The organism is Rhizobium sp. P40RR-XXII (genome assembly GCF_012641405.1).
In the GTDB taxonomy this organism is placed as follows: Bacteria; Pseudomonadota; Alphaproteobacteria; order Rhizobiales; family Rhizobiaceae; genus Rhizobium.
This window is the reverse complement of the sequence record NZ_JABAII010000009.1, coordinates 128,791-146,086: the sequence shown is the minus strand read 5'-3', so window position 1 is coordinate 146,086 and position 17,296 is coordinate 128,791. Positions and strand designations below refer to the sequence as shown.

16 protein-coding genes and 2 pseudogenes are annotated in these 17,296 nt (G+C 58.0%); 9 read left to right on the top strand and 9 right to left on the bottom strand.

The window, feature by feature from the left end:
* Window positions 1-9: 9 nt before the first annotated feature.
* Window positions 10-1,005 (top strand): IS110 family transposase, encoded by a 996-nt coding sequence (locus tag HGP16_RS19095; RefSeq protein WP_168841650.1) that lies wholly within the window; start codon window positions 10-12, stop codon window positions 1,003-1,005.
* A 594-nt stretch (window positions 1,006-1,599) separates the two neighbouring features.
* Here HGP16_RS19095 and HGP16_RS19090 read toward each other — a convergent pair.
* Entirely contained in the window at window positions 1,600-2,298 is a 699-nt protein-coding gene (locus tag HGP16_RS19090; protein WP_168841577.1) for a peroxiredoxin-like family protein, read from the bottom strand.
* Window positions 2,299-2,421: 123 nt separating this feature from the next.
* On the opposite strand from HGP16_RS19090, the gene HGP16_RS19085 reads away from it, so the two are divergent.
* Window positions 2,422-3,309: a LysR family transcriptional regulator gene (locus tag HGP16_RS19085; protein ID WP_205927536.1), complete on the top strand. Its 888-nt coding sequence runs from the start codon at window positions 2,422-2,424 to the stop codon at window positions 3,307-3,309.
* Window positions 3,310-3,330: 21 nt separating this feature from the next.
* On the opposite strand, the gene HGP16_RS19080 is transcribed toward HGP16_RS19085, so the two are convergent.
* The 3 genes from HGP16_RS19080 to HGP16_RS19070 form a co-directional block, all read right to left on the bottom strand.
* Window positions 3,331-4,041, bottom strand: a complete 711-nt coding sequence (locus HGP16_RS19080) for an SDR family NAD(P)-dependent oxidoreductase (RefSeq protein ID WP_168841576.1) — start codon at window positions 4,039-4,041, stop codon at window positions 3,331-3,333.
* Window positions 4,042-4,209: 168 nt separating this feature from the next.
* Window positions 4,210-4,533 carry a hypothetical protein gene (locus tag HGP16_RS19075; RefSeq protein ID WP_205927535.1) on the bottom strand — a complete coding sequence of 108 codons (324 nt, stop codon included), beginning with the start codon at window positions 4,531-4,533 and terminating at the stop codon, window positions 4,210-4,212.
* A gap of 126 nt (window positions 4,534-4,659) precedes the next feature.
* Complete coding sequence (locus HGP16_RS19070; RefSeq protein ID WP_205927534.1) at window positions 4,660-5,766, bottom strand: NADH:flavin oxidoreductase; 1,107 nt, start codon at window positions 5,764-5,766, stop codon at window positions 4,660-4,662.
* 140 nt (window positions 5,767-5,906) lie between these two features.
* On the opposite strand from HGP16_RS19070, the pseudogene HGP16_RS34045 reads away from it, so the two are divergent.
* A pseudogene (locus HGP16_RS34045) lies at window positions 5,907-6,080 on the top strand (LysR family transcriptional regulator); the annotation flags it as partial.
* Between the two features lie 18 nt (window positions 6,081-6,098).
* Window positions 6,099-6,818 (top strand): substrate binding domain-containing protein, encoded by a 720-nt coding sequence (locus HGP16_RS19065; protein WP_246705574.1) that lies wholly within the window; start codon window positions 6,099-6,101, stop codon window positions 6,816-6,818.
* Window positions 6,819-6,850: 32 nt separating this feature from the next.
* Here the strand turns inward: HGP16_RS19065 and HGP16_RS34040 are convergent.
* A pseudogene (locus tag HGP16_RS34040) lies at window positions 6,851-7,187 on the bottom strand (DDE-type integrase/transposase/recombinase); the annotation flags it as partial.
* A 479-nt stretch (window positions 7,188-7,666) separates the two neighbouring features.
* On the opposite strand from HGP16_RS34040, the gene HGP16_RS19060 reads away from it, so the two are divergent.
* The 5 genes from HGP16_RS19060 (at window position 7,667) to HGP16_RS19040 (ending at window position 12,549) form a co-directional block, all read left to right on the top strand.
* Window positions 7,667-8,476 (top strand): PHB depolymerase family esterase, encoded by an 810-nt coding sequence (locus HGP16_RS19060; protein WP_168841574.1) that lies wholly within the window; start codon window positions 7,667-7,669, stop codon window positions 8,474-8,476.
* A gap of 135 nt (window positions 8,477-8,611) precedes the next feature.
* On the top strand, window positions 8,612-9,157 hold the full coding sequence (locus HGP16_RS19055; protein ID WP_168841573.1) for a hypothetical protein: 546 nt from the start codon (window positions 8,612-8,614) through the stop codon (window positions 9,155-9,157).
* A gap of 102 nt (window positions 9,158-9,259) precedes the next feature.
* Window positions 9,260-9,724, top strand: coding sequence for a YHS domain-containing (seleno)protein (locus HGP16_RS19050; RefSeq protein ID WP_168841572.1), 465 nt, complete (start codon window positions 9,260-9,262; stop codon window positions 9,722-9,724).
* 350 nt (window positions 9,725-10,074) lie between these two features.
* Window positions 10,075-11,901, top strand: coding sequence for a protein-disulfide reductase DsbD (gene dsbD, locus HGP16_RS19045; protein ID WP_168841571.1), 1,827 nt, complete (start codon window positions 10,075-10,077; stop codon window positions 11,899-11,901).
* 36 nt (window positions 11,902-11,937) lie between these two features.
* Window positions 11,938-12,549 (top strand): DsbA family protein, encoded by a 612-nt coding sequence (locus HGP16_RS19040; RefSeq protein WP_168841570.1) that lies wholly within the window; start codon window positions 11,938-11,940, stop codon window positions 12,547-12,549.
* A gap of 168 nt (window positions 12,550-12,717) precedes the next feature.
* On the opposite strand, the gene HGP16_RS19035 is transcribed toward HGP16_RS19040, so the two are convergent.
* From HGP16_RS19035 to HGP16_RS19020, 4 genes are all read right to left on the bottom strand, one after another.
* On the bottom strand, window positions 12,718-13,932 hold the full coding sequence (locus HGP16_RS19035; RefSeq protein ID WP_168841569.1) for a CaiB/BaiF CoA transferase family protein: 1,215 nt from the start codon (window positions 13,930-13,932) through the stop codon (window positions 12,718-12,720).
* Window positions 13,933-13,939: 7 nt separating this feature from the next.
* Window positions 13,940-15,097, bottom strand: coding sequence for an OpgC domain-containing protein (locus HGP16_RS19030; RefSeq protein ID WP_168841568.1), 1,158 nt, complete (start codon window positions 15,095-15,097; stop codon window positions 13,940-13,942).
* Entirely contained in the window at window positions 15,069-16,697 is a 1,629-nt protein-coding gene (locus tag HGP16_RS19025; protein ID WP_168841567.1) for a thiamine pyrophosphate-binding protein, read from the bottom strand. The genes HGP16_RS19030 and HGP16_RS19025 overlap by 29 nt, the downstream gene beginning before the upstream one ends.
* A gap of 90 nt (window positions 16,698-16,787) precedes the next feature.
* Window positions 16,788-17,270, bottom strand: coding sequence for a hypothetical protein (locus HGP16_RS19020; protein ID WP_168841566.1), 483 nt, complete (start codon window positions 17,268-17,270; stop codon window positions 16,788-16,790).
* Window positions 17,271-17,296: the final 26 nt, after the last annotated feature.

The following is a 17,296-nucleotide window of genomic DNA, read 5'->3' as shown; positions in this document are numbered from 1 at the left end:
CCACCCACCATGGACGATATTACGACAATTGGGCTTGATATCGCAAAGAATGTTTTCCAATTGCACGGTGTCGATGCGCAGGGGCCGGTCGTTCTGCGCAAAGCCTTGCGCCGCGCCAACATGATCGCTTTCTTCACAAAACTACCACCCTGCCTGATCGGCATGGAAGCCTGCTCGACAGCCCATCATTGGGCCCGCACACTGATGGAACTGGGACATGAGGTCAGGTTGATCTCACCAGCGTATGTCAAGCCTTTCGTCAAAAGGCATAAGAACGATGCCGCCGATGCGGCAGCAATCTGCGAAGCGGTGGTTCGCCCTTCGATGCGGTTCGTGTCAGTGAAGAGTGAAGGACAGCAAGCGACATTGATGCTGCATAGCGCATGGGAACTGCTGATCTCGCAGCGAACCGCACTGATGAATGCACTGCGTGGCCATTTTGCAGAGCTGGGCATAGTGGTCGCGCAAGGCGCTCGCAATGTTGGAGACCTTCTTCTCATCCTGGAAAGAATGGGACAAGGTTCCAATGAGAAGGCTCTCCCGGAAACCATGCGGCTCGCATTGCAGCCGCTGGCGACCGACCTGATTGGGATTGAAGCTGAGATTGCCAAACTCGACAAGGAGATCCTCGCCATACATCGCAAGGATGACGTCAGTCTTCGTCTTGCCTCGATCCCCGGCATCGGGCCGATTACGGCGTCGTTTCTATCGGCAAGTATTCCAGATCCGGGCCTTTTCGAGGGTGGACGAGAGTTCGCGGCATTCCTGGGGTTGGTGCCTCGACAATATTCGAGCGGCGGCAAGCCGAGGCTTGGCCGGATCTCCAAAATGGGCAACCGGCATTTGCGAAAGCTCTTGGTGGTCGGAGCGCATGCGGCGCTCTACAGCATCAAGAATGGCAAAACCAAATCGCCACTGGCGGACTGGGCAAGAGCCTTGCTGGCGAAGAAATCCTTCAAGCTTGTGGCTGTCGCTCTGGCGAATAAAATGGCGCGCATCGCATAGGCGATAATGACCAGAGCCGGGAGCTATGAAGCAAACCTGGCAACGCAATAAGCAAGACGTTGTTCGAATTGCCCTTGGGCACAAAAGTTGGCGGCGTGACGAAGGAGTGATGTGAAGGCACAAGCGGAATGGACCGTACGAACCGAAGTACCCGTGGCATCGTATAGCGCGGCAAAGCGCGGTAAGTTGATAGGGATCGGTTTGAGCGCAAAACATCAGGGCCAGCGGTCATATCAAACCGCGCTTACAGGCCGGAGACATGACTGCACCCGACCCGCCAAGCTCAAACATCGCCTAAATCACCTTGCCAAGCGGGCGCCATCCAGACATACGATGCCATGCCAGACTGGGCGCCGCGCTTAATCGTATTCGTTAAATGTTGGACGATGGCGGACACTAAAAAAGCGACGCCACCACAGCCGAGGCGGTTTCGATCGAGGGGATTACTGGAAGGGGCATCGTTATCATTATCTTTCCTGGTGTGTTATAGGCGATCGCAACCCGCAACAAATAGAACTTTGGATTTGGGCGCATAGTCTTCAGCATTTTAGGCGCCGAAGACTTGAATGGGCGAATTGCCAAAGGATCGTCGGCCTACCGGCGCGACAGCTGTTCTAAAATCGGGAATATCGCAGAAGGCTCGGGGCGCTGCGTATAGTCTGCGTTGACCTCAGCGTAGGCGATCGTACCATCCTGGGCGATCACGTATCGAGAGGGCATCGGCAGGGTCCAACTGTCCTCTCCGTTGAACTGCGTCAGGTCCGCACCGAGCCCCTTCTGGACCTCACGCAGATAGGCCGGCAAAGTCCAGCGCAAGCGGAACTGAGCGGCGATTTCGCCGCCATGGTCACCGAGGATCGGAAACCCCAGTCCGTTCTGCCGCTGTGATTTGCGGCTGTTGGGCGCCGTTTGCTGCGAGATCGCAACCAAGGTCGCGCCGCGCGCTTCGATTTCCGAACGGGCTTCTTCAAGCGCGCTCAGGTCGAAGTTGCAGAATGGACACCAGGCGCCGCGATAGAACGTGACCACAAGTGGTCCGTATTCGAGGAGCACTCGGGAAGAGACGAGTTTGCCATCAGGATCAGGAAGGATGAACTCTGGCGCAACGTCCCCAACTTTCAGTGCGCGGCTCTGCGCGCCGGACGAGATCAGTTCTTCGGTGGCACGGTGCAGTACCTCGACGGCCGCCGGCGGCGCGATGTTGTTATCAAACTCGAATTTTAATGCATCGAGCTTGCCTTGCAGTGGCAGGCCGGATTTCGCGATCGTGGCTAGGGTTTCCTGAAGGGTCATCAAAATTCTCCTGGTCCATCCAGCAATATTGCTGGCGTAATGCCTAGATGAACTATTCCTCATCCTTGCGGAAGGATGGCTGAGGCGATAGGATATATTCCTAATTAGAATATATGGTGTAATATGGATCGGTTGCATGCGATGGAGGTATTTGTCCGGGTCGTTGAGACGGGCTCCTTCTCGGCGGCTGCGCAGGATCTGCGGATTGGGCAGCCGGCTGTGTCGAAATTGGTTGCGGCATTGGAGGATCATCTCCAGGTTCGGCTTCTCGTCCGCTCGACCCGCCAACTTCACCCAACGGAAGCTGGGCAGGCCTTCTATGAGCGCGCGCGCCGAACACTCGCGGAAGCCAATGAGGCTGAGACTGCTGCTCGTGGATTGAGCAAAGGGCTCGATGGGCGATTGCGCGTTTGCGCGTCCGTCACCTTCGCCAGATTACACATTGTCCCGAGGATCGGCGCATTCTTGGACGCGCATCCCAATCTTCGCGTCGATTTCGTCATGGATGACCGCTACATTGACTTGTTGGGCGAGAATATTGACGTGGCCCTGCGTGCTGGCGAATTACCCGATTCCAGCCTTACCGCACGTAAACTTGCAAGCTGCGAACGCTTGGTCGTGGCAAGCCCGGCCTATCTCTCGCGAATGGGTATACCATCCGCTCCGGATGATCTCCTCGACCACACTGCAATTGTCTACACACAGGGCTTGGTGGCGGAGGAATGGCGTTTTCGTCGCGCAACTGAAGATACGTCCGTGCGCATTCCCACCCGGCTCTCATGCAGTGCGGCCGAGGGCGTTCGCGAGGCGGTAATTGCCGGTCTTGGCGTCGCGATCAGCGCACGCTGGATGATGGAACCAGAGCTTGCGAGCGGGAGCGTTGTTCCGGTGCTTGCTGACTGGAAGCTTCCGAGCGCTGACTTGTGGGCTCTCTATCCGAGTGGGAGACTGCCGACGGCGAAAGCACGCGCCTTCGTTAGCTGGTTTGAAGAAAACTTCTCTGCGGTCTAACATCACCGCCGGTCCAGCAAGCTAGAACTTCTCCGACCATGGACGAACATCGATCTCGTGGGACCAGGCGCTGCGCGGCTGTCGATGTAGTTGCAGATAAAGCTCAGCGATCGCATCCGATGCCAGGAGAGAATCCTCCCCGCGCTCTTCGACCAGATGCCGATAGCGTTCGGACTCGATTTGTCCATCAATAACAACGAATCCGACGTGTACGCCTTGGGGTCCCAGCTCACGAGCCATGCTCTGGGCGAGGGCGCGCAAGCCGAATTTCGGGACGGCCAGGTTGGCAAAGCCAGCGCTGCCTCGCAGCGCGGCGGTCGCACCGCTGAAGATGATTGTCCCGTGTCCCCGCTTGATCATACGACGTGCGGCCGCTTGCGCGACGAGCAAGCCCCCAAGGCAGCCGATGCGCCAGCATCGCTCAAAGTCGGCAGGATTGATGTCGAGGACGTTGGCCTTTTGAAAGGCGCCGGCGTTAAATACGACGAGATCTGGTTCTCCGAGATCGCGACCGACATCATTGAAGACCCGGAGGACATCATCGCTATTTGAAACGTCGGCAGCATAAGCGCGAATATCGTGAGCCCCTTCGGACTGAATTAGTGAATTCAGCTTCTCTTCGTTCCGAGCGACTACTGCGACCTGCATGGTCTCTATCGCGAAACGCTTTGCAAGCGCCCAGCCAAGGCCGGGGCCAACGCCGAAGATGATCGCAGTTGCGCGCTCTGCCATCTGTGCCTCCTAAATTACTTGGCCCCCAAGCTGCGGACGATGCGGCGAATGTTGTTTCCTGACGCCGATAGCTGAAGCCTTACTTCTTCCATGATCCAGACTTGATTAAAACCCAGAAGATCATCGCATGAGAGATAATCACCAGCGGGCGTAGAACGTGTAGATATATCAGAAGGTGATCAGGTTGAAGCTTGGAACGTTCAACTGCAAGACGCTACGTACACCCCTTAGTAGATCGACAAATCCCCATATATTGGTCACCCATACGAGCAAAACGGCGCCGCGCGAGTTGCTCCGCAGAGCGAAGATGGAGGCGAGAGCCAGCGCCGCTTCCAACAGATCACCGTAAGCCGCGCTGGAAAGGAACTCGTTGGGCAGTTTCGGATCGACCATACCCATAACCAACAACGTCATTCCCATATAGTGGGGCACTGCATCCAGAGCAGCGGAATTGGAGCGGAATTGCGACGTAGATTGGCCAGTGTTGGCCATTGGTACCATGCCGCGAGGACGGCCAAGACGACGCAATTCACCAGAAGCTGCATCCAGAATATTGCAACGCTACCCATTTTGATTGACCTCGATCTGCGTTCGAGGCAGTTGCCAGCAGCGCGGCCATCACATCGCCAGTTCAGTTTCCTTGATGTTAGCGATTGGACCGAGGATCGTGGGATCGAACTCCTCCAGGGCGATGTTGCTGGACCAGCGTTTAGGCAGGTCGGGATTTGCCAGGGCTCCCCGCGCTATCGTGACGACATCGGCGCCGTCGTTAAGCGCAGCCACGGCCTGCTCAACATTGTGCAGACTGCCATTGGCAAAGATCGCTGCTTTGGGTGCGTATCGCTTGGCGAGGCGCATCAATGATGGGCCACCCTCGGCGAACGCAGGCTTGCAGGCCTCGAACTCGGTAACATGGATGAAGTCGGCGCCAGCATCGGCGAGGCTGCCGAAGACGATTTCGGCGTCGCTCTCCGCACCCGCCCACTTATGATGATAATCGTTCACCTTGCCTTGCGAGATCCGGACGCCGACAGGGACATTGGCGCCGACCTCCGCACGAACCGCCTTGAACGTTTCTAGAATCAATCGCACGCGGTTCTCAGTGGCACCGCCCCAGCGATCCATTCTCGTGTTGGCGTAGTCGGTCAAAAACTGGTCGAGCAGGTAGCCGTTGGCGCCGTGGATTTCGATGGCGTCAAACCCGGCGACTTCGATCGCCCGTGCGGCTGAGCCGGCAAAACCAGTGATGGCATCGGCGATCTGCTCCTCCGTCATCGTGCTGGGCAAAACGTAGCGGTCCTTGCCGTCATAAAACGTCATCTGCTCGCCCTTGGGTTGGATTGGAGACGGCCCGACCGTGGTGTCTCGAAAGCGATTGCCCTGGCTGATTGCGCCGGCGTGCATTAACTGGGCGATCGCGAGCGCTCCATGTGCCTTGATGCCGTTGACGACCGGCTTCCAGGCGCTGGCTTGGGCCTCGTCAGTCATGCCCGGCTGACTGATGTAACCCTGCGAGAAAGCCTGGTCGGTGTAGATGCCTTCCGTGGTCACCGCGCCGAAACCGCCCCGCGCGAAGCGCTCGTAGTAGCGGCTCATCGTCTCGGTTGCCCGGCCGTCCTCGGTCGCGGTGATGCGTGTCATCGGCGCGACCGAGAGGCGGTTCTTCACAGGATGGCCTTTTATAACGATCGGCGCGAAAAGCGTGCTAGTATCAATGTTTATCATCCAAACCTCCAGAGCATAAAATCGGCCGTACTCAGCATGAATGTCAGAGATAATCGGCTGCTGGCTCTAGAAATAGCTTTTGAATGCCGAGGGGAGAAGATGGGATTGACGCTAAGCAGTATATCGCCTAGCGTTAAAATATGGACCTAGCGGACGTAACTCTCTTTCGTGTCATCGCGTCCGTCGGCAGCCTGTCGGCCGCGGCTCGTCAGTTGGGTCTTACGCCAATGCTAGTCAGCCGCAGGTTAGCAGGCCTTGAAGCCGAGTTGGGCGCGCGCTTGTTCCACCGAACAACGCGATCCCTTTCGCTAACGCCTGAGGGCGAGGCCTTTTTGCCCCATGCCATTACACTCATCGAAGCTCGCGATTCAGCATTTGAGTCGGTGTCCTCCGGCCGCTCAGGCCTCTCAGGCGTATTGAAAATTACGGCTCCAAACGTTATCGGCCACTCCATCGTTGTTCCCGTCGTGGCCGATTTGATCGCCGGCAATCCCGGGCTACACGTCGACCTGACTCTCAGCGACGGTGTTATCGACATTGCGACAACGGGTCTGGACGTTGCCGTTCGCGTCGCGCTAATGAAGCCTTCCGACATGGTTGCGACGAAAGTGGCCGACAATCCCTATACCCTTTGCGCGTCACCCGATTACATCAACCGCCATGGAAGACCATCGACGACAGGCGACCTGGTGGCGCACCCGTGCATCAAACTACACGCGATGGACACTTGGCCGTTTATGCGTGGTAGCGAACTTCATCGCGTTCGTGTAAGCGGTCCGTTTTCAGCTAGTACGGTCGATGCAGTTCGGGCAGCGTGCGTCGCGGGTGTCGGTATCGCCATGATGACCTACTGGGACGTCCACAAACTCATCGAACGCGGAGAATTGCAGAGCATCGTCCTTTCTGACGTCGAACCGGTCGGAATTGGTATCTGGGCGGTTTTCCCTACCCGTACCCGCGTGCCCGCCCGGGTGCGAGTTTTCATTGATGCGCTGCGGGAGCGGTTGCTCACGGATATTCAACCAAGGCGTCTGACGGCCGCAATTCCTTGATTGCGCATCAATTAAGGCCTGTCGTGGCGATGTCACCTCAACTTAAATTCGGATAGACGGGAGACGGCTCTGGGGATTGGTCTCAGGGCATGGCCTCGGCCGTAGCGGCCCCACTGTGCGATCGCCTGGATGCGGTGAACGCGGTTTTGCAATGCGGAGGGTTTGAGCGCTGTGGGACAAAGAGGTTACGGACAGCGGAAAAGACAGAGACGAAACCGCTGAAGGCCTCCTGATGATAGGAGGCCTTGCATTATCCGCTCCCGTTTTCGCAGCGGCACATGTGAATTCTCAGCCCGGTGTTCAGACCCTTGCGGGATCGGTGTTCTACGTGCGGCATGGCCTGGCGCGGGCTGCTTCATAGGAGCGTAATAGAGAGATCGAGATCGTCCCATCATTCGGCATCGTCGTCGATGCGAGCGAAGCTGTACTCGCGACCGTTGCTGCGGGCGCGGGTATCGGAATGGCGACGAGCTTTATGGCCGCTGTATGGGTGAGGAGTGGAGCGTTGGTCTCGATGCTCGCGGACTGTGCCGTAGATCGACACAACATCACGACGCTGCGGCCCGAAGCCGCCGATCCAGCCCGGCCGTTTGCGCCTTTCTCGACACCTTGGCCGAATTACCCTGACGGTCACGGGCGAAACCGCTTGTGCGAAGCTCTTGCACGTCCGCCCTAATGGGACCCTACCTCATGTGGCATCGCTACTTCCGTATGAAGTCAGAGTGTCTCAATAAGATGAAAACAGCGCCGTCCCTGATGACCCCTCTCGCTAATTTGATCTTCAAGCAAATTGTCTTGGATCAAACGAGCGCCTACGCATCTCACTGCATTCAGTGGAGACCGTCTCGATGGCCAGAAGTCTTTTGTTATGCCTTTTGATATTGATGGTGTTGCCGCTCCATCTTTTCGCCGCAGTTGCTTGTGGCGGGCCGACCCCGTGTCGGGTTCTAGATGGGAACTATCGGATCGAGCTGCCGAAAGACGGCGACATTCGTGGTGCCTATGTCTTTTTCCATGGATACAAAAGCTCAGCTGAATTGCAGATGCAACAACGCCCGCTAGTCGATACGACGCTGTCGCATCACCTTGCATATATTGCCGTGGATGGCATCGATGGCAGTTGGGCGTTTCCCCACAGCGCCCGCCCAGGACGAGATGAAAAGACGTTCATCGCCAGCGTCTTCGACGATCTGCGACAACGCTACGGGTTCATGCCTGATAAAACGATTGTCGGAGGCTTTTCCATAGGCGCTTCGATGGCGTGGTACACGGCATGCCAACAGGGTGATAAAGCTGCCGCGATGGTGACCTTCTCTGGCGTTTTCTGGGATCCCCTTCCAAGGGCTGACGATTGCATCGCGGACATTCCACCAATCATCCATTTTCATGGAACCGCGGATCAGACCTTTCCGCTTGCCGGGCGCTCCATTGGCGCAAACTTTCACCAGGGCAACGCCTATGACAGCATGGCTATCCTGCGTGCGCGCGCAAAATGTGACGTGAAGGATGCAAAGGCGATCACGCTAGACGGAATCAAGTGCGACGATGTGCCTGGCTGCATCCGGGGCGACAGCATCATGTGTATCCATGCCGGCGGCCACGAGGCACCTGCCGACATGCTCGATGCCGGTCTGACGGCGATCGGCTTTCCGCGATGACCCTCTTTCCGAAAATTAGCTGATGATCCTTGTAACAACCGGGCGGCATCTTGCGAACTAATGATCAGCAAGGTGTTCGGCCTTGGCAAGATCTGACCGAGAGGTTCGGCCCAGAGGTTACAAAGGAACTTGATCATGATGCATTCTATCGTTTGTCCCAGCATGGGCCACGCCATCGTACATCATTTCGGGGAAGGCGCCGCCGCATGGGGGCAAGTGATCACACCGAGCATCGCTCACCTGGTTCAATCCCAACGCGAGATCCCTATCTATTTTTCCCGCGTCCGCCCTGGAATTGCTTTCGAGGTCGAGACGGGCATCGCCATGCTGCCCCACGTCATCGATGCATCGACACTGCGGCTTCACATTGGAACGACGGCTTTTCGCCATGCCACCGGCCGACCTGATGCCACCGTCGAGACCTTTATTCGCCTCAATGTTGACAGCGACTGCACCCTTAAGTTCTGGGGGCGCGCATCAGCGGAGGGACCGACTGGACAAGAACCTTCCGGCAAACCCGAAATGGCCTCCACCATTCCTGTCGTCTTCGGCGTGACATTTTGGGAGATTTCGCGGGCAGGCGATGCCCGTTTCGATCAGCTGCAGCGTGAGTCTACCGCGAAGGATCAGGAAATTCAGCAGCTTCGAGCTCAGGTCGTGCTTGCGATGTGCTCGCAGTGAGCTTCTGCACAGGGACGCACAAAATCGTGAAGGCTGTGACCTGTAACGTCTTTCCGGCCATCTGCGTATCGGGGTTGTTCGTCAACTTAAGAGGAGAAGACCATGACCTTGTTCATCCCGCGTATCGTGCCTCTCGCGGCGGCAGCCGTCCTCGCGCTGTCTTCGGCGTCGATCGCTTTCGCCGATGAAATCTTCACAACCGATGGCATTGCCATCAACGGCTACGACGCTGTCGCATATTTCACCGACCATAAGCCGGTAAAGGGCGCGCGAGAGTTCTCGACCTCTTACAAGGGCGCGACTTTCTATTTCGCGTCCGCTGCACATCGCGATGCCTTTGCAAAGAACCCGGGACACTATGCTCCGCAATATGGTGGATACTGCGCCTTCGGGACCGCCGAGGGGCACAAGGCGCCCACCCAGCCGCAAGCTTTCACCGTCGTCAATGATAAGCTCTATCTCAATTACAACGACGAGGTCGCAAAGACTTGGCGGTCCGACATTGGCGGTTACATCAAAAAGGCAAATGCCAATTGGGATGCTGTAAGGACCCAGCCTGCTCCATGACTGACGCGGTCACCAAGCATCGCTCGTCCGCGATCGCGGGCGGGCAGAACATCACCAATTTCAGGTCCCAAGCCATGATCGCTGCACCTCGTATTTCCCATGACCATCCGAACCGACTTCACGATTGTCAAAGATCGATTGTCACTGATCTTGACAACCTGATCGATCGGGCAACCGTTGCGGGCTGGAGCAGGCGGGGAGGTCGTCATGGTCTGTGCCGACCTGTTGGATGCCGAACCGGAAGACGCAGATGGCTTGCTTCGCACAATGGTCGACTAGTTGGCCAGCCGTCGCCCCGCGTCGCGTAGCGGCCTGGCGTTTTTAGTGTTTCCACGTTCTGCGAGCAAAGCATGCGCTTCCCGGCCTTTGTCTTCTTATTCATCTTTGCCGCCAGCCCGGTACTCGCGGCCGAGACGCCGCTTGCGATGAACGACGCATTCAAGTTTTCAGTGGATCGCACGTCGTCCGGATCGATCCGTCTGCTGTGGCGGATGCCGCCAGGATATTATCTCTACCGACAATATCTCTCAGCCAAGACCGCAGGTGGCGCTTCTGTTCCGCTCGTAACTCCGCCCGGAGCGGAAAAGAATGACCCGAATTTCGGCACATCTGAGGTTTATTTCGATCACGCCGATGCGGAGCTCGGTCCCGTGAGCTCGTCCGTGACTGTCACCTACCAGGGGTGCCAGGAGCATGGTCTCTGCTATCCTCCAGCTCGGCGCATCATCGATCCGACAACGCTTGCGGTTTCCGAACAGCCGGTCTTTTCACCACCGATGGGCGGACAATCAGCATGGTCCAATCCGACAACGGCTGACAGCGCTACTGATGCGCCAACCTCCGTGGATGCTAGATCAGCAGTTGCTGCGGCAAATGAGGACGATATCGTCGGTGGTTTCCTGTCGCGTGGGGGCGTCCCGCTTCTCCTTGCCGCTTTCGTTGGGTTTGGCTTTCTCTTGGCGTTTACCCCGTGTGTTTTCCCGCTTTATCCGATTTTGGCGGCCACACTCGCGCGCGAAGGAGAAAGGCTGACTGCGCAGCGCGGTTTCGTCCTGTCTGCAAGCTATGCAATCGCGCTCGCCTCGGCGTTTGCGATTTTTGGCGCGGCGGCTGCCTGGACGGGAGAAAACCTGCAGATCGCCCTTCAATCGCCGATAACGATCGCCGCCGTGGCGTGCATATTTGCTCTTCTGGCGTTGTCTATGTTCGGTATGTTCGAACTCCAACTGCCTTCGGCCTGGGTGAAGGGTCTCAGCCGGTTTGACAAGAAGCGAGGCGGCTCGGTTGGTTCGGCCGCGATACTCGGATTTTCCTCCGCCTTCATCATCGGTCCCTGCGTGACAGCGCCGCTCGCGGGTGCGTTACTGTATGTCGCTCGAACGGGAGATATCGTTCTCGGGGCGGCGACGCTCTTCGCCCTCGGTCTCGGCAAGGGCATCCCGCTGGTGATTTTCGGAACAGCTGGCGCTCAGGCTTTGCCGCGAGCTGGCGCTTGGATGACTTCGGTCAAGTATGTGTTCGGCTTCATGTTTTTCGCCTTTTCGATCTGGATGGCGCAACCCGTGTTGCCGCAATGGCTACCTCTTGCTCTCTGGGCTATCTGGACCATGGCGATCGCTGTTTTCTTGGGCGCATTTGACGTCGCGAAAGGCCGCACGACCCCAATTCGTATGGGCTTGCAGTCACTGGGGCTGCTTGCGGCCGTCTATGCGGTGGTGCTGCTTGTCGGCTTTGCTGCAGGTTCCGTCGATCCGCTACGTCCGCTTGATGGCTTCGCCGGCGTGCGTACCGCTTCGCGGGCGGACCCGGAAGCCCAAATGTCGTCACTCGCATCGAACTCGCAGCTCGCCATCCAACTCAATGCAGCGCGTTCGGCTGGCAAGGCGAGCCTCGTCTATTTTACTGCCGATTGGTGTGTGAGCTGCCGCTCGATCGATCGCAATGTTTTCTCCAGGCCGGACGTCGCCGATGCGCTGACGCCGCTGAAGACATTCAAGGTCGATCTGACCGATATCAGTCCTGAACGGCGTGAGTTGATGCGCGAACTGAACGTCGTAGGGCCGCCGACAATGATCTTCTTTCCGGCCGATGGCGGACACACTGTCGGACGGTTGATTGGTGAGTTCGGCGCAGACGAAGTCTTGAAAGCAGCTTTGGCCGCAAGAGCCGATCCCTAGGCCCAAGACGGCATTATTCAAAAATAGGAAAACGATATGTTCATTCGCAGGCAATTTCTTTCTGTCGCCGCCGGAGGCGTCGTTGCTGCTGCTTTGGCTCCTCGGCTGAGCCTTGCCCAACAGTTGACGCAGGACGATGTTTTCCGCGATCCAGATGCTCCGGTTCTTGGCAACCCCCATGGCGACGTAACCATCGTCGAGTTTTTTGACTATCAATGCCCCTATTGCAAGAAAAGCTATCGAGACGTGGAATCGGTCGTTGCCGAAGATGGCAATGTCAGGTTGATCATGAAGGACTGGCCGGTCTTCGGCGACGTTTCCGTATTCGCGTCGCAGGCGGTTCTTGGCGCGAACGAGATCGGCGCCTACAGGAAAGCCATGGATGCATTGATGGCAACGCCCGCATCGCTCAGTGAAGATGACGTCAAAAGACTTCTGACGTCGGCTGGTCTTGATCTTTCCGAGATCGCTGAGGCCGTGCAGCGCAATGACAGGAAGATTTCAGATCTCCTTACCCGCAATTACAATCAGGCCGTGGCTTTTCATTTTGCCGGTACGCCGTCCTTTGTGATCGGAAAGAGCACTTTTTCGGGCGTGCTCGGGAAGGAGCAACTGATTGAAGCCATACGACAAGCGCGTGCCGTCTAGGAAATGGCTTCGCACTTGACCGCCGGTCTGGTGAGAGTGGGAAGGATCTCACCCACATCAGTCGCGTCTTCGCCATAAATGTTGGCGTCTGACAAGCTTTTGCCCATCGGAAGATCCGTCTCCACAGATGGGCTCTACCTTCTTCGAGAACCGGTGGAGGCAGCGCATCTATTCGTTTTCCCCTCGGACCTCGATCGCCTCGAGTTCCGCGAGAACATCGAGGCGGTCCTGGTCAACATGAGGGGGAGGTCGTCGGAACTGGACCGGCGTGGCGGACATTTTCAATGGGTTGCCGAGCAGCCTCACGTCACCGAGCCTATCGGCCCGCATGGTGACGACCATGTCACGGGCAAGCGTGTGCGGATCGCTCAGGACCTGACCGATATCGGCCACTTTTCCGGCAGGAACCTCTGCCGCAAGGATCTTCTCGACCCATCCGTCGGCGGTGCCGTGTGCGAGCGCGCTGGAGATCAACGCGTCAAGCGCATCGATATTGACAACCCGGTCGCGGTTACGGCGGAAACGCAAATCGTTAGATAGCTCCGGCCTGCCGATCGCTACGGCAAAACGCTGGAATTGCTGATCGTTCCCGACGGCCACGGCAATCTCTCCATCGGCCGTAGCAAACGTCTGATAAGGTGCAATGTTGGGATGCCGGTTGCCGATACGCCCTGGCACGCTACCGGACACGAGGTGGTTGGTTGCGGCATTGATAAGCCATGCCACCTGCGTGTCATAGAGAGCGAGATCTATGTATTGCCCTTCGCCAGTGCTGTCGCGATGACGCAGGGCGGCAAGAATACCGACGGTCGCGTACATGCCGCACATGACGTCGGCGATCCCGAGACCAACTTTGACGGGACGGCCGCCGTTGGTATCGCTGTCGCCTGTGATGCTCATGATCCCGCCCATCGCCTGGATCAGAAAGTCATAGCCTGTGCGATCGGCATAAGGCCCAGTCTGGCCAAAGCCGGAAATCGCGCACCAGACGATATCCGGTTTAATCTTGCTGATATCCTGGTAGCCGAGGCCGCGGCGGGCGAGGTCCCCTGGCTTGTAATTTTCGATCACCACGTCGGAGATCGCCGCCAACCGTTTGACGAGAGAGATCCCGTCCTCACTTGCAAGATCGATGGCGATCGATCGCTTGTTGCGGTTGGCAGAAAGAAAATAGGCGCTGAGATCGCTGTCGGTTCCATCCGCGTTCGGGACGAACGGCGGGCCCCAGCCGCGCGTGTCGTCCCCTGCCCCCGGCCGCTCGACCTTGATGACATCCGCTCCGAGATCGGCGAGAAGCTGTGTCGCTGTCGGACCGGCGAGGATCCGTGAGAGATCGAGGATGCGAAGACCCTGGAGGCTGGCGGGTTTTTGATGATCGGACATCGATGCCTCACGATTTCCAGGGAGAGGACTTGAACCAGCGGACGAGATAGGCGGTGCCGATAAGAGTCGCGAACCCGAACAGATTCCCGACGGCCTCTGCGGCGGTCGTGCGACCGGCGTGATCCAGTGCGATACCGATCGGCTGAGCGATCAGCATGCCCGTGATGAAAACCGCGAGCGATTGCTGACCGACGACGGTCAGGACCTGGACGACCCGTCCCCGCAGCCGCGATCCATTCTCGCCGACCAGATGGACGGCGATGTAACACAGTGCCATGAAATGGACGAAGCGCAGCGGGCCGAAGTCGGTTTTGTCGGTCAGCGGCGCGATCCGTGCGGCTGCCTGTTGGAAGAACGGATGGAGTTCCTGGAAGCGAACCCATGCAAAAGGAACAGTCAGGATAACGACAGCAATTGCGAGCCTCATCAGTCGACGGTCATAGCCAGGCGCCGGCAGGACGCCTCGCATCAAGAAGAAACCGGTGAAGAATAAAAGCTGCCAGCCGAACGGATTGAAGAACCATGGCCGATCCGACCACGGTTCAGCCGGCAGACGCGTCAGGCCGAATTGTGTAGCAACCCACAAGGCCGTCATCAGAAAAAACGGCAGATAGCGCCCGGCTATCGAACTGAAGATCATCACCGGCATCAGCGCCAGGATGACGACATACATCGGCAGGATGTCGAAGTAATTGGGCACATAGGTCAGCGTCAGCAACCCGACTAGCAGGTGACCCGGATCTTTCATGAACGGCATGAGGTTCAGGCTATCAACATAGGTGACGCCGTCATATCGGGTTCCTGCTACCACCATGGCGGCTGCGACCACTATGAAGACCAGGATGTGTGCCCAAAAGATTTGCCATACGCGTTGAGCAACGCGCGCAATCAGCGCAATCGCGCCGTTGCGGTCATAGGTAGAGCCGAAAGCGATGGCGGAAGCCATGCCCGACTGGAAGACGAACATCTCTGTGGCGTCGGAGAAACCGAAGCGGGCGGGAATCCAAAGGGCCCATCCGTCACTCGGTATATGCGCAAGCAGGATGATGAGCATGCCGACGCCACGAAAGAAGTCGAGGCGCGGATCGCGAGGACGCTTCACTTTTTGTCCGGCTGGTGTTACCGCCGACGTGGCATCAGAAAGCGCCATCATAGGCGCTGGCATCAAACTTGCAGGCGATGAGGCTGAAGCTCTTGCGTCTGCCGGCAGCCTCAAGTTCGTTACGGAAGTCATAGATCGTCTCCACATTCACGCCGTAGCCACCGAACCCAAACGCTACGGAGGCAAAATCTGTCTCACCGAGGGTGACCCCCGCTGGCGCCAGGCCGGCGGATGCCTGTTTCATGGCGATCAGTGCGAGGCTGCGATCCTGGAACAGGATGATCGTCAGCGGGAGGCCGAGATCCCGAACGGTCGCAAGTTCGCCAATACCCATCTCCAGACCACCATCACCCATGACCGCAAACACCCGCCGCGAGCGGTCGGCGACCTTTGCGCCGATCGCCAGCGGTAAAGCCGCGTTCATCGTGCAGAACCCGGCCGACTGCAGGAGGGAGAGCGGTGTTGCCGCGCGCCATTTTTGCGAGAGCAGAATACGGTGGGCGCCGCTGTCGACCGTAACAAGGCCATCTGTCCCCGCTGCTTCATTCAGGTGGTCGACAATGGCGTGCGGGCCCCACGCATGCCTGGTTGAAAAGACGCGATCAAGCTCGGCTTTCGCTTCAGCCGGTTCACCGCCGGCCCAGGCTTTGCGCTCCACCAGCGAACCATTGAGCGCTTGTAATATGCTCCGAGGTTCGGCAGAGATCCACGTTCCAGCATGATGCATCCCATGGTCGCGGGGGGCTTTGGAAATATCGATGAGCTTCGTCTGGTCGGCCACGAAGTCGAGCCAGCCGAGCCGCATCTCGATTGGATCGTAGCCGAAGGCGAGCACCAGATCCGCCCTCTCGAACAAGGGAAGTAGGACGCGGTCGGCAAGCGGCGACAGGCCGGCGCTACCAAGGGACAGCGGGTGGTCCTCGGGAATGATGCCCTTCGCCTTATAGGTCGTAATGAGGGGCGCTCCAATCGTCTCGGCCAGGTGTTGCAGAGACGGCCCCGCGTTGCTGCGTACCGCCTCCAGGCCAGCGATGATCAACGGCCGGTCGGCCGTACGGAGGCGTTCCGAGAGAGCGCGAACAGCCGGATCCGTCACTGAAGCACTTGCTGCAAACCGCTTCGGAGGGATGGCTACAGAGACATTCGGAGCGATCATTGCTGCAACCGAGGGCGAAAGATCCAGATGCACCGGCCCCATCGGCTCGGCCGTTGCGATCGCGACAGCGCGTGCGACGGTGGAAGCAGCGCTTTCAGGTTCGACTTCGAAAGAGGCCTTGACCAGCGGACGCAGGAGCTGGGCATGGTCGATCACCTGATGAGTATAGCGTGCCCGGGTGGCGCGATCGACGACACCGGAAATGACAATCAGCGGAACACGTTCCTGAAGCGCATCGGCAATGCCGTTGACTGCGTTTGCAAGTCCGGGACCGACGGTCGTCACCAGCAGTTCGGGATTGCCGCTGATGGTGCTGGCACCGGCTGCCATGATAGCGGCTGATGTTTCGTGACGTGTCAGGTTAAAAGCGATGCCGGTGGCCTGCAGAGCGTCGATCAGAGCGACGACCTCTCCGCCCGGCACGCCGAAGGCGTGGCGAACCTGATGTCCATGCAGTGTCCGTGCAACGATATCCGCGACGCGTGTGGGGTTTTCTGTTTCAGACATTGCAAACAGCCATTTCGATTGAAGGATGCTTTCGGTCAGAGGCCTGTCCGGTGGATGGTAAGACCGGACAGGCCTCCTCTGCGACACTTGTCAACGTTCCGTCAGGCGGACGACGGACGCGACGACGGTGCCGAACAGCATATGGCCGATCAGTGAGGCCCAGGTCAGCGTGATGAAGCCGAGAAATGCAGGCAATCCGGCGAAGAGATGAGCCATCACATAAAGTGCAAACACCCACAGGCCCGTACCGAAGCCGATACCCGTCAGAAGCACCGGCAGTCTCGGAAAAATCAATCTCTGCAGTGGACGAGCGATGAACAGATAGCCGATCGGGTATAAGATGATGCCGACGACGGCGTGAATCAATTCTGCCAGCAGCAGGTTGTTGAAGCCGAAGACCGATTGCACCAGTGCAGCGGGTTCGAGCGGTCCGCCGACCCAAAGCGGCGTGATGATGCGAGCCCAGATCTCCCAGGTGATATCGGCGGCAAGTCCCGACAATACGATTGTTCGGGCGAGGGTCGGTTGGATGTCGGGGAAGACATTCGCCTTCTGCATTTCCATCATGGACATTGAAGTTCTCCTTATTCCACAGATAA

Coding starts and splice junctions, on each gene's coding strand:
- HGP16_RS19095 (WP_168841650.1), top strand. CDS start 10: ATGGACGATATTACGACAATTGGGCTTGATATCGCAAAGAATGTTTTC.
- HGP16_RS19090 (WP_168841577.1), bottom strand. CDS start 2,298: ATGACCCTTCAGGAAACCCTAGCCACGATCGCGAAATCCGGCCTGCCA.
- HGP16_RS19085 (WP_205927536.1), top strand. CDS start 2,422: ATGGATCGGTTGCATGCGATGGAGGTATTTGTCCGGGTCGTTGAGACG.
- HGP16_RS19080 (WP_168841576.1), bottom strand. CDS start 4,041: ATGGCAGAGCGCGCAACTGCGATCATCTTCGGCGTTGGCCCCGGCCTT.
- HGP16_RS19075 (WP_205927535.1), bottom strand. CDS start 4,533: ATGGCCAACACTGGCCAATCTACGTCGCAATTCCGCTCCAATTCCGCT.
- HGP16_RS19070 (WP_205927534.1), bottom strand. CDS start 5,766: ATGATAAACATTGATACTAGCACGCTTTTCGCGCCGATCGTTATAAAA.
- HGP16_RS19060 (WP_168841574.1), top strand. CDS start 7,667: ATGGCCAGAAGTCTTTTGTTATGCCTTTTGATATTGATGGTGTTGCCG.
- HGP16_RS19055 (WP_168841573.1), top strand. CDS start 8,612: ATGATGCATTCTATCGTTTGTCCCAGCATGGGCCACGCCATCGTACAT.
- HGP16_RS19050 (WP_168841572.1), top strand. CDS start 9,260: ATGACCTTGTTCATCCCGCGTATCGTGCCTCTCGCGGCGGCAGCCGTC.
- dsbD (WP_168841571.1), top strand. CDS start 10,075: ATGCGCTTCCCGGCCTTTGTCTTCTTATTCATCTTTGCCGCCAGCCCG.
- HGP16_RS19040 (WP_168841570.1), top strand. CDS start 11,938: ATGTTCATTCGCAGGCAATTTCTTTCTGTCGCCGCCGGAGGCGTCGTT.
- HGP16_RS19035 (WP_168841569.1), bottom strand. CDS start 13,932: ATGTCCGATCATCAAAAACCCGCCAGCCTCCAGGGTCTTCGCATCCTC.
- HGP16_RS19030 (WP_168841568.1), bottom strand. CDS start 15,097: ATGCCAGCGCCTATGATGGCGCTTTCTGATGCCACGTCGGCGGTAACA.
- HGP16_RS19025 (WP_168841567.1), bottom strand. CDS start 16,697: ATGTCTGAAACAGAAAACCCCACACGCGTCGCGGATATCGTTGCACGG.
- HGP16_RS19020 (WP_168841566.1), bottom strand. CDS start 17,270: ATGTCCATGATGGAAATGCAGAAGGCGAATGTCTTCCCCGACATCCAA.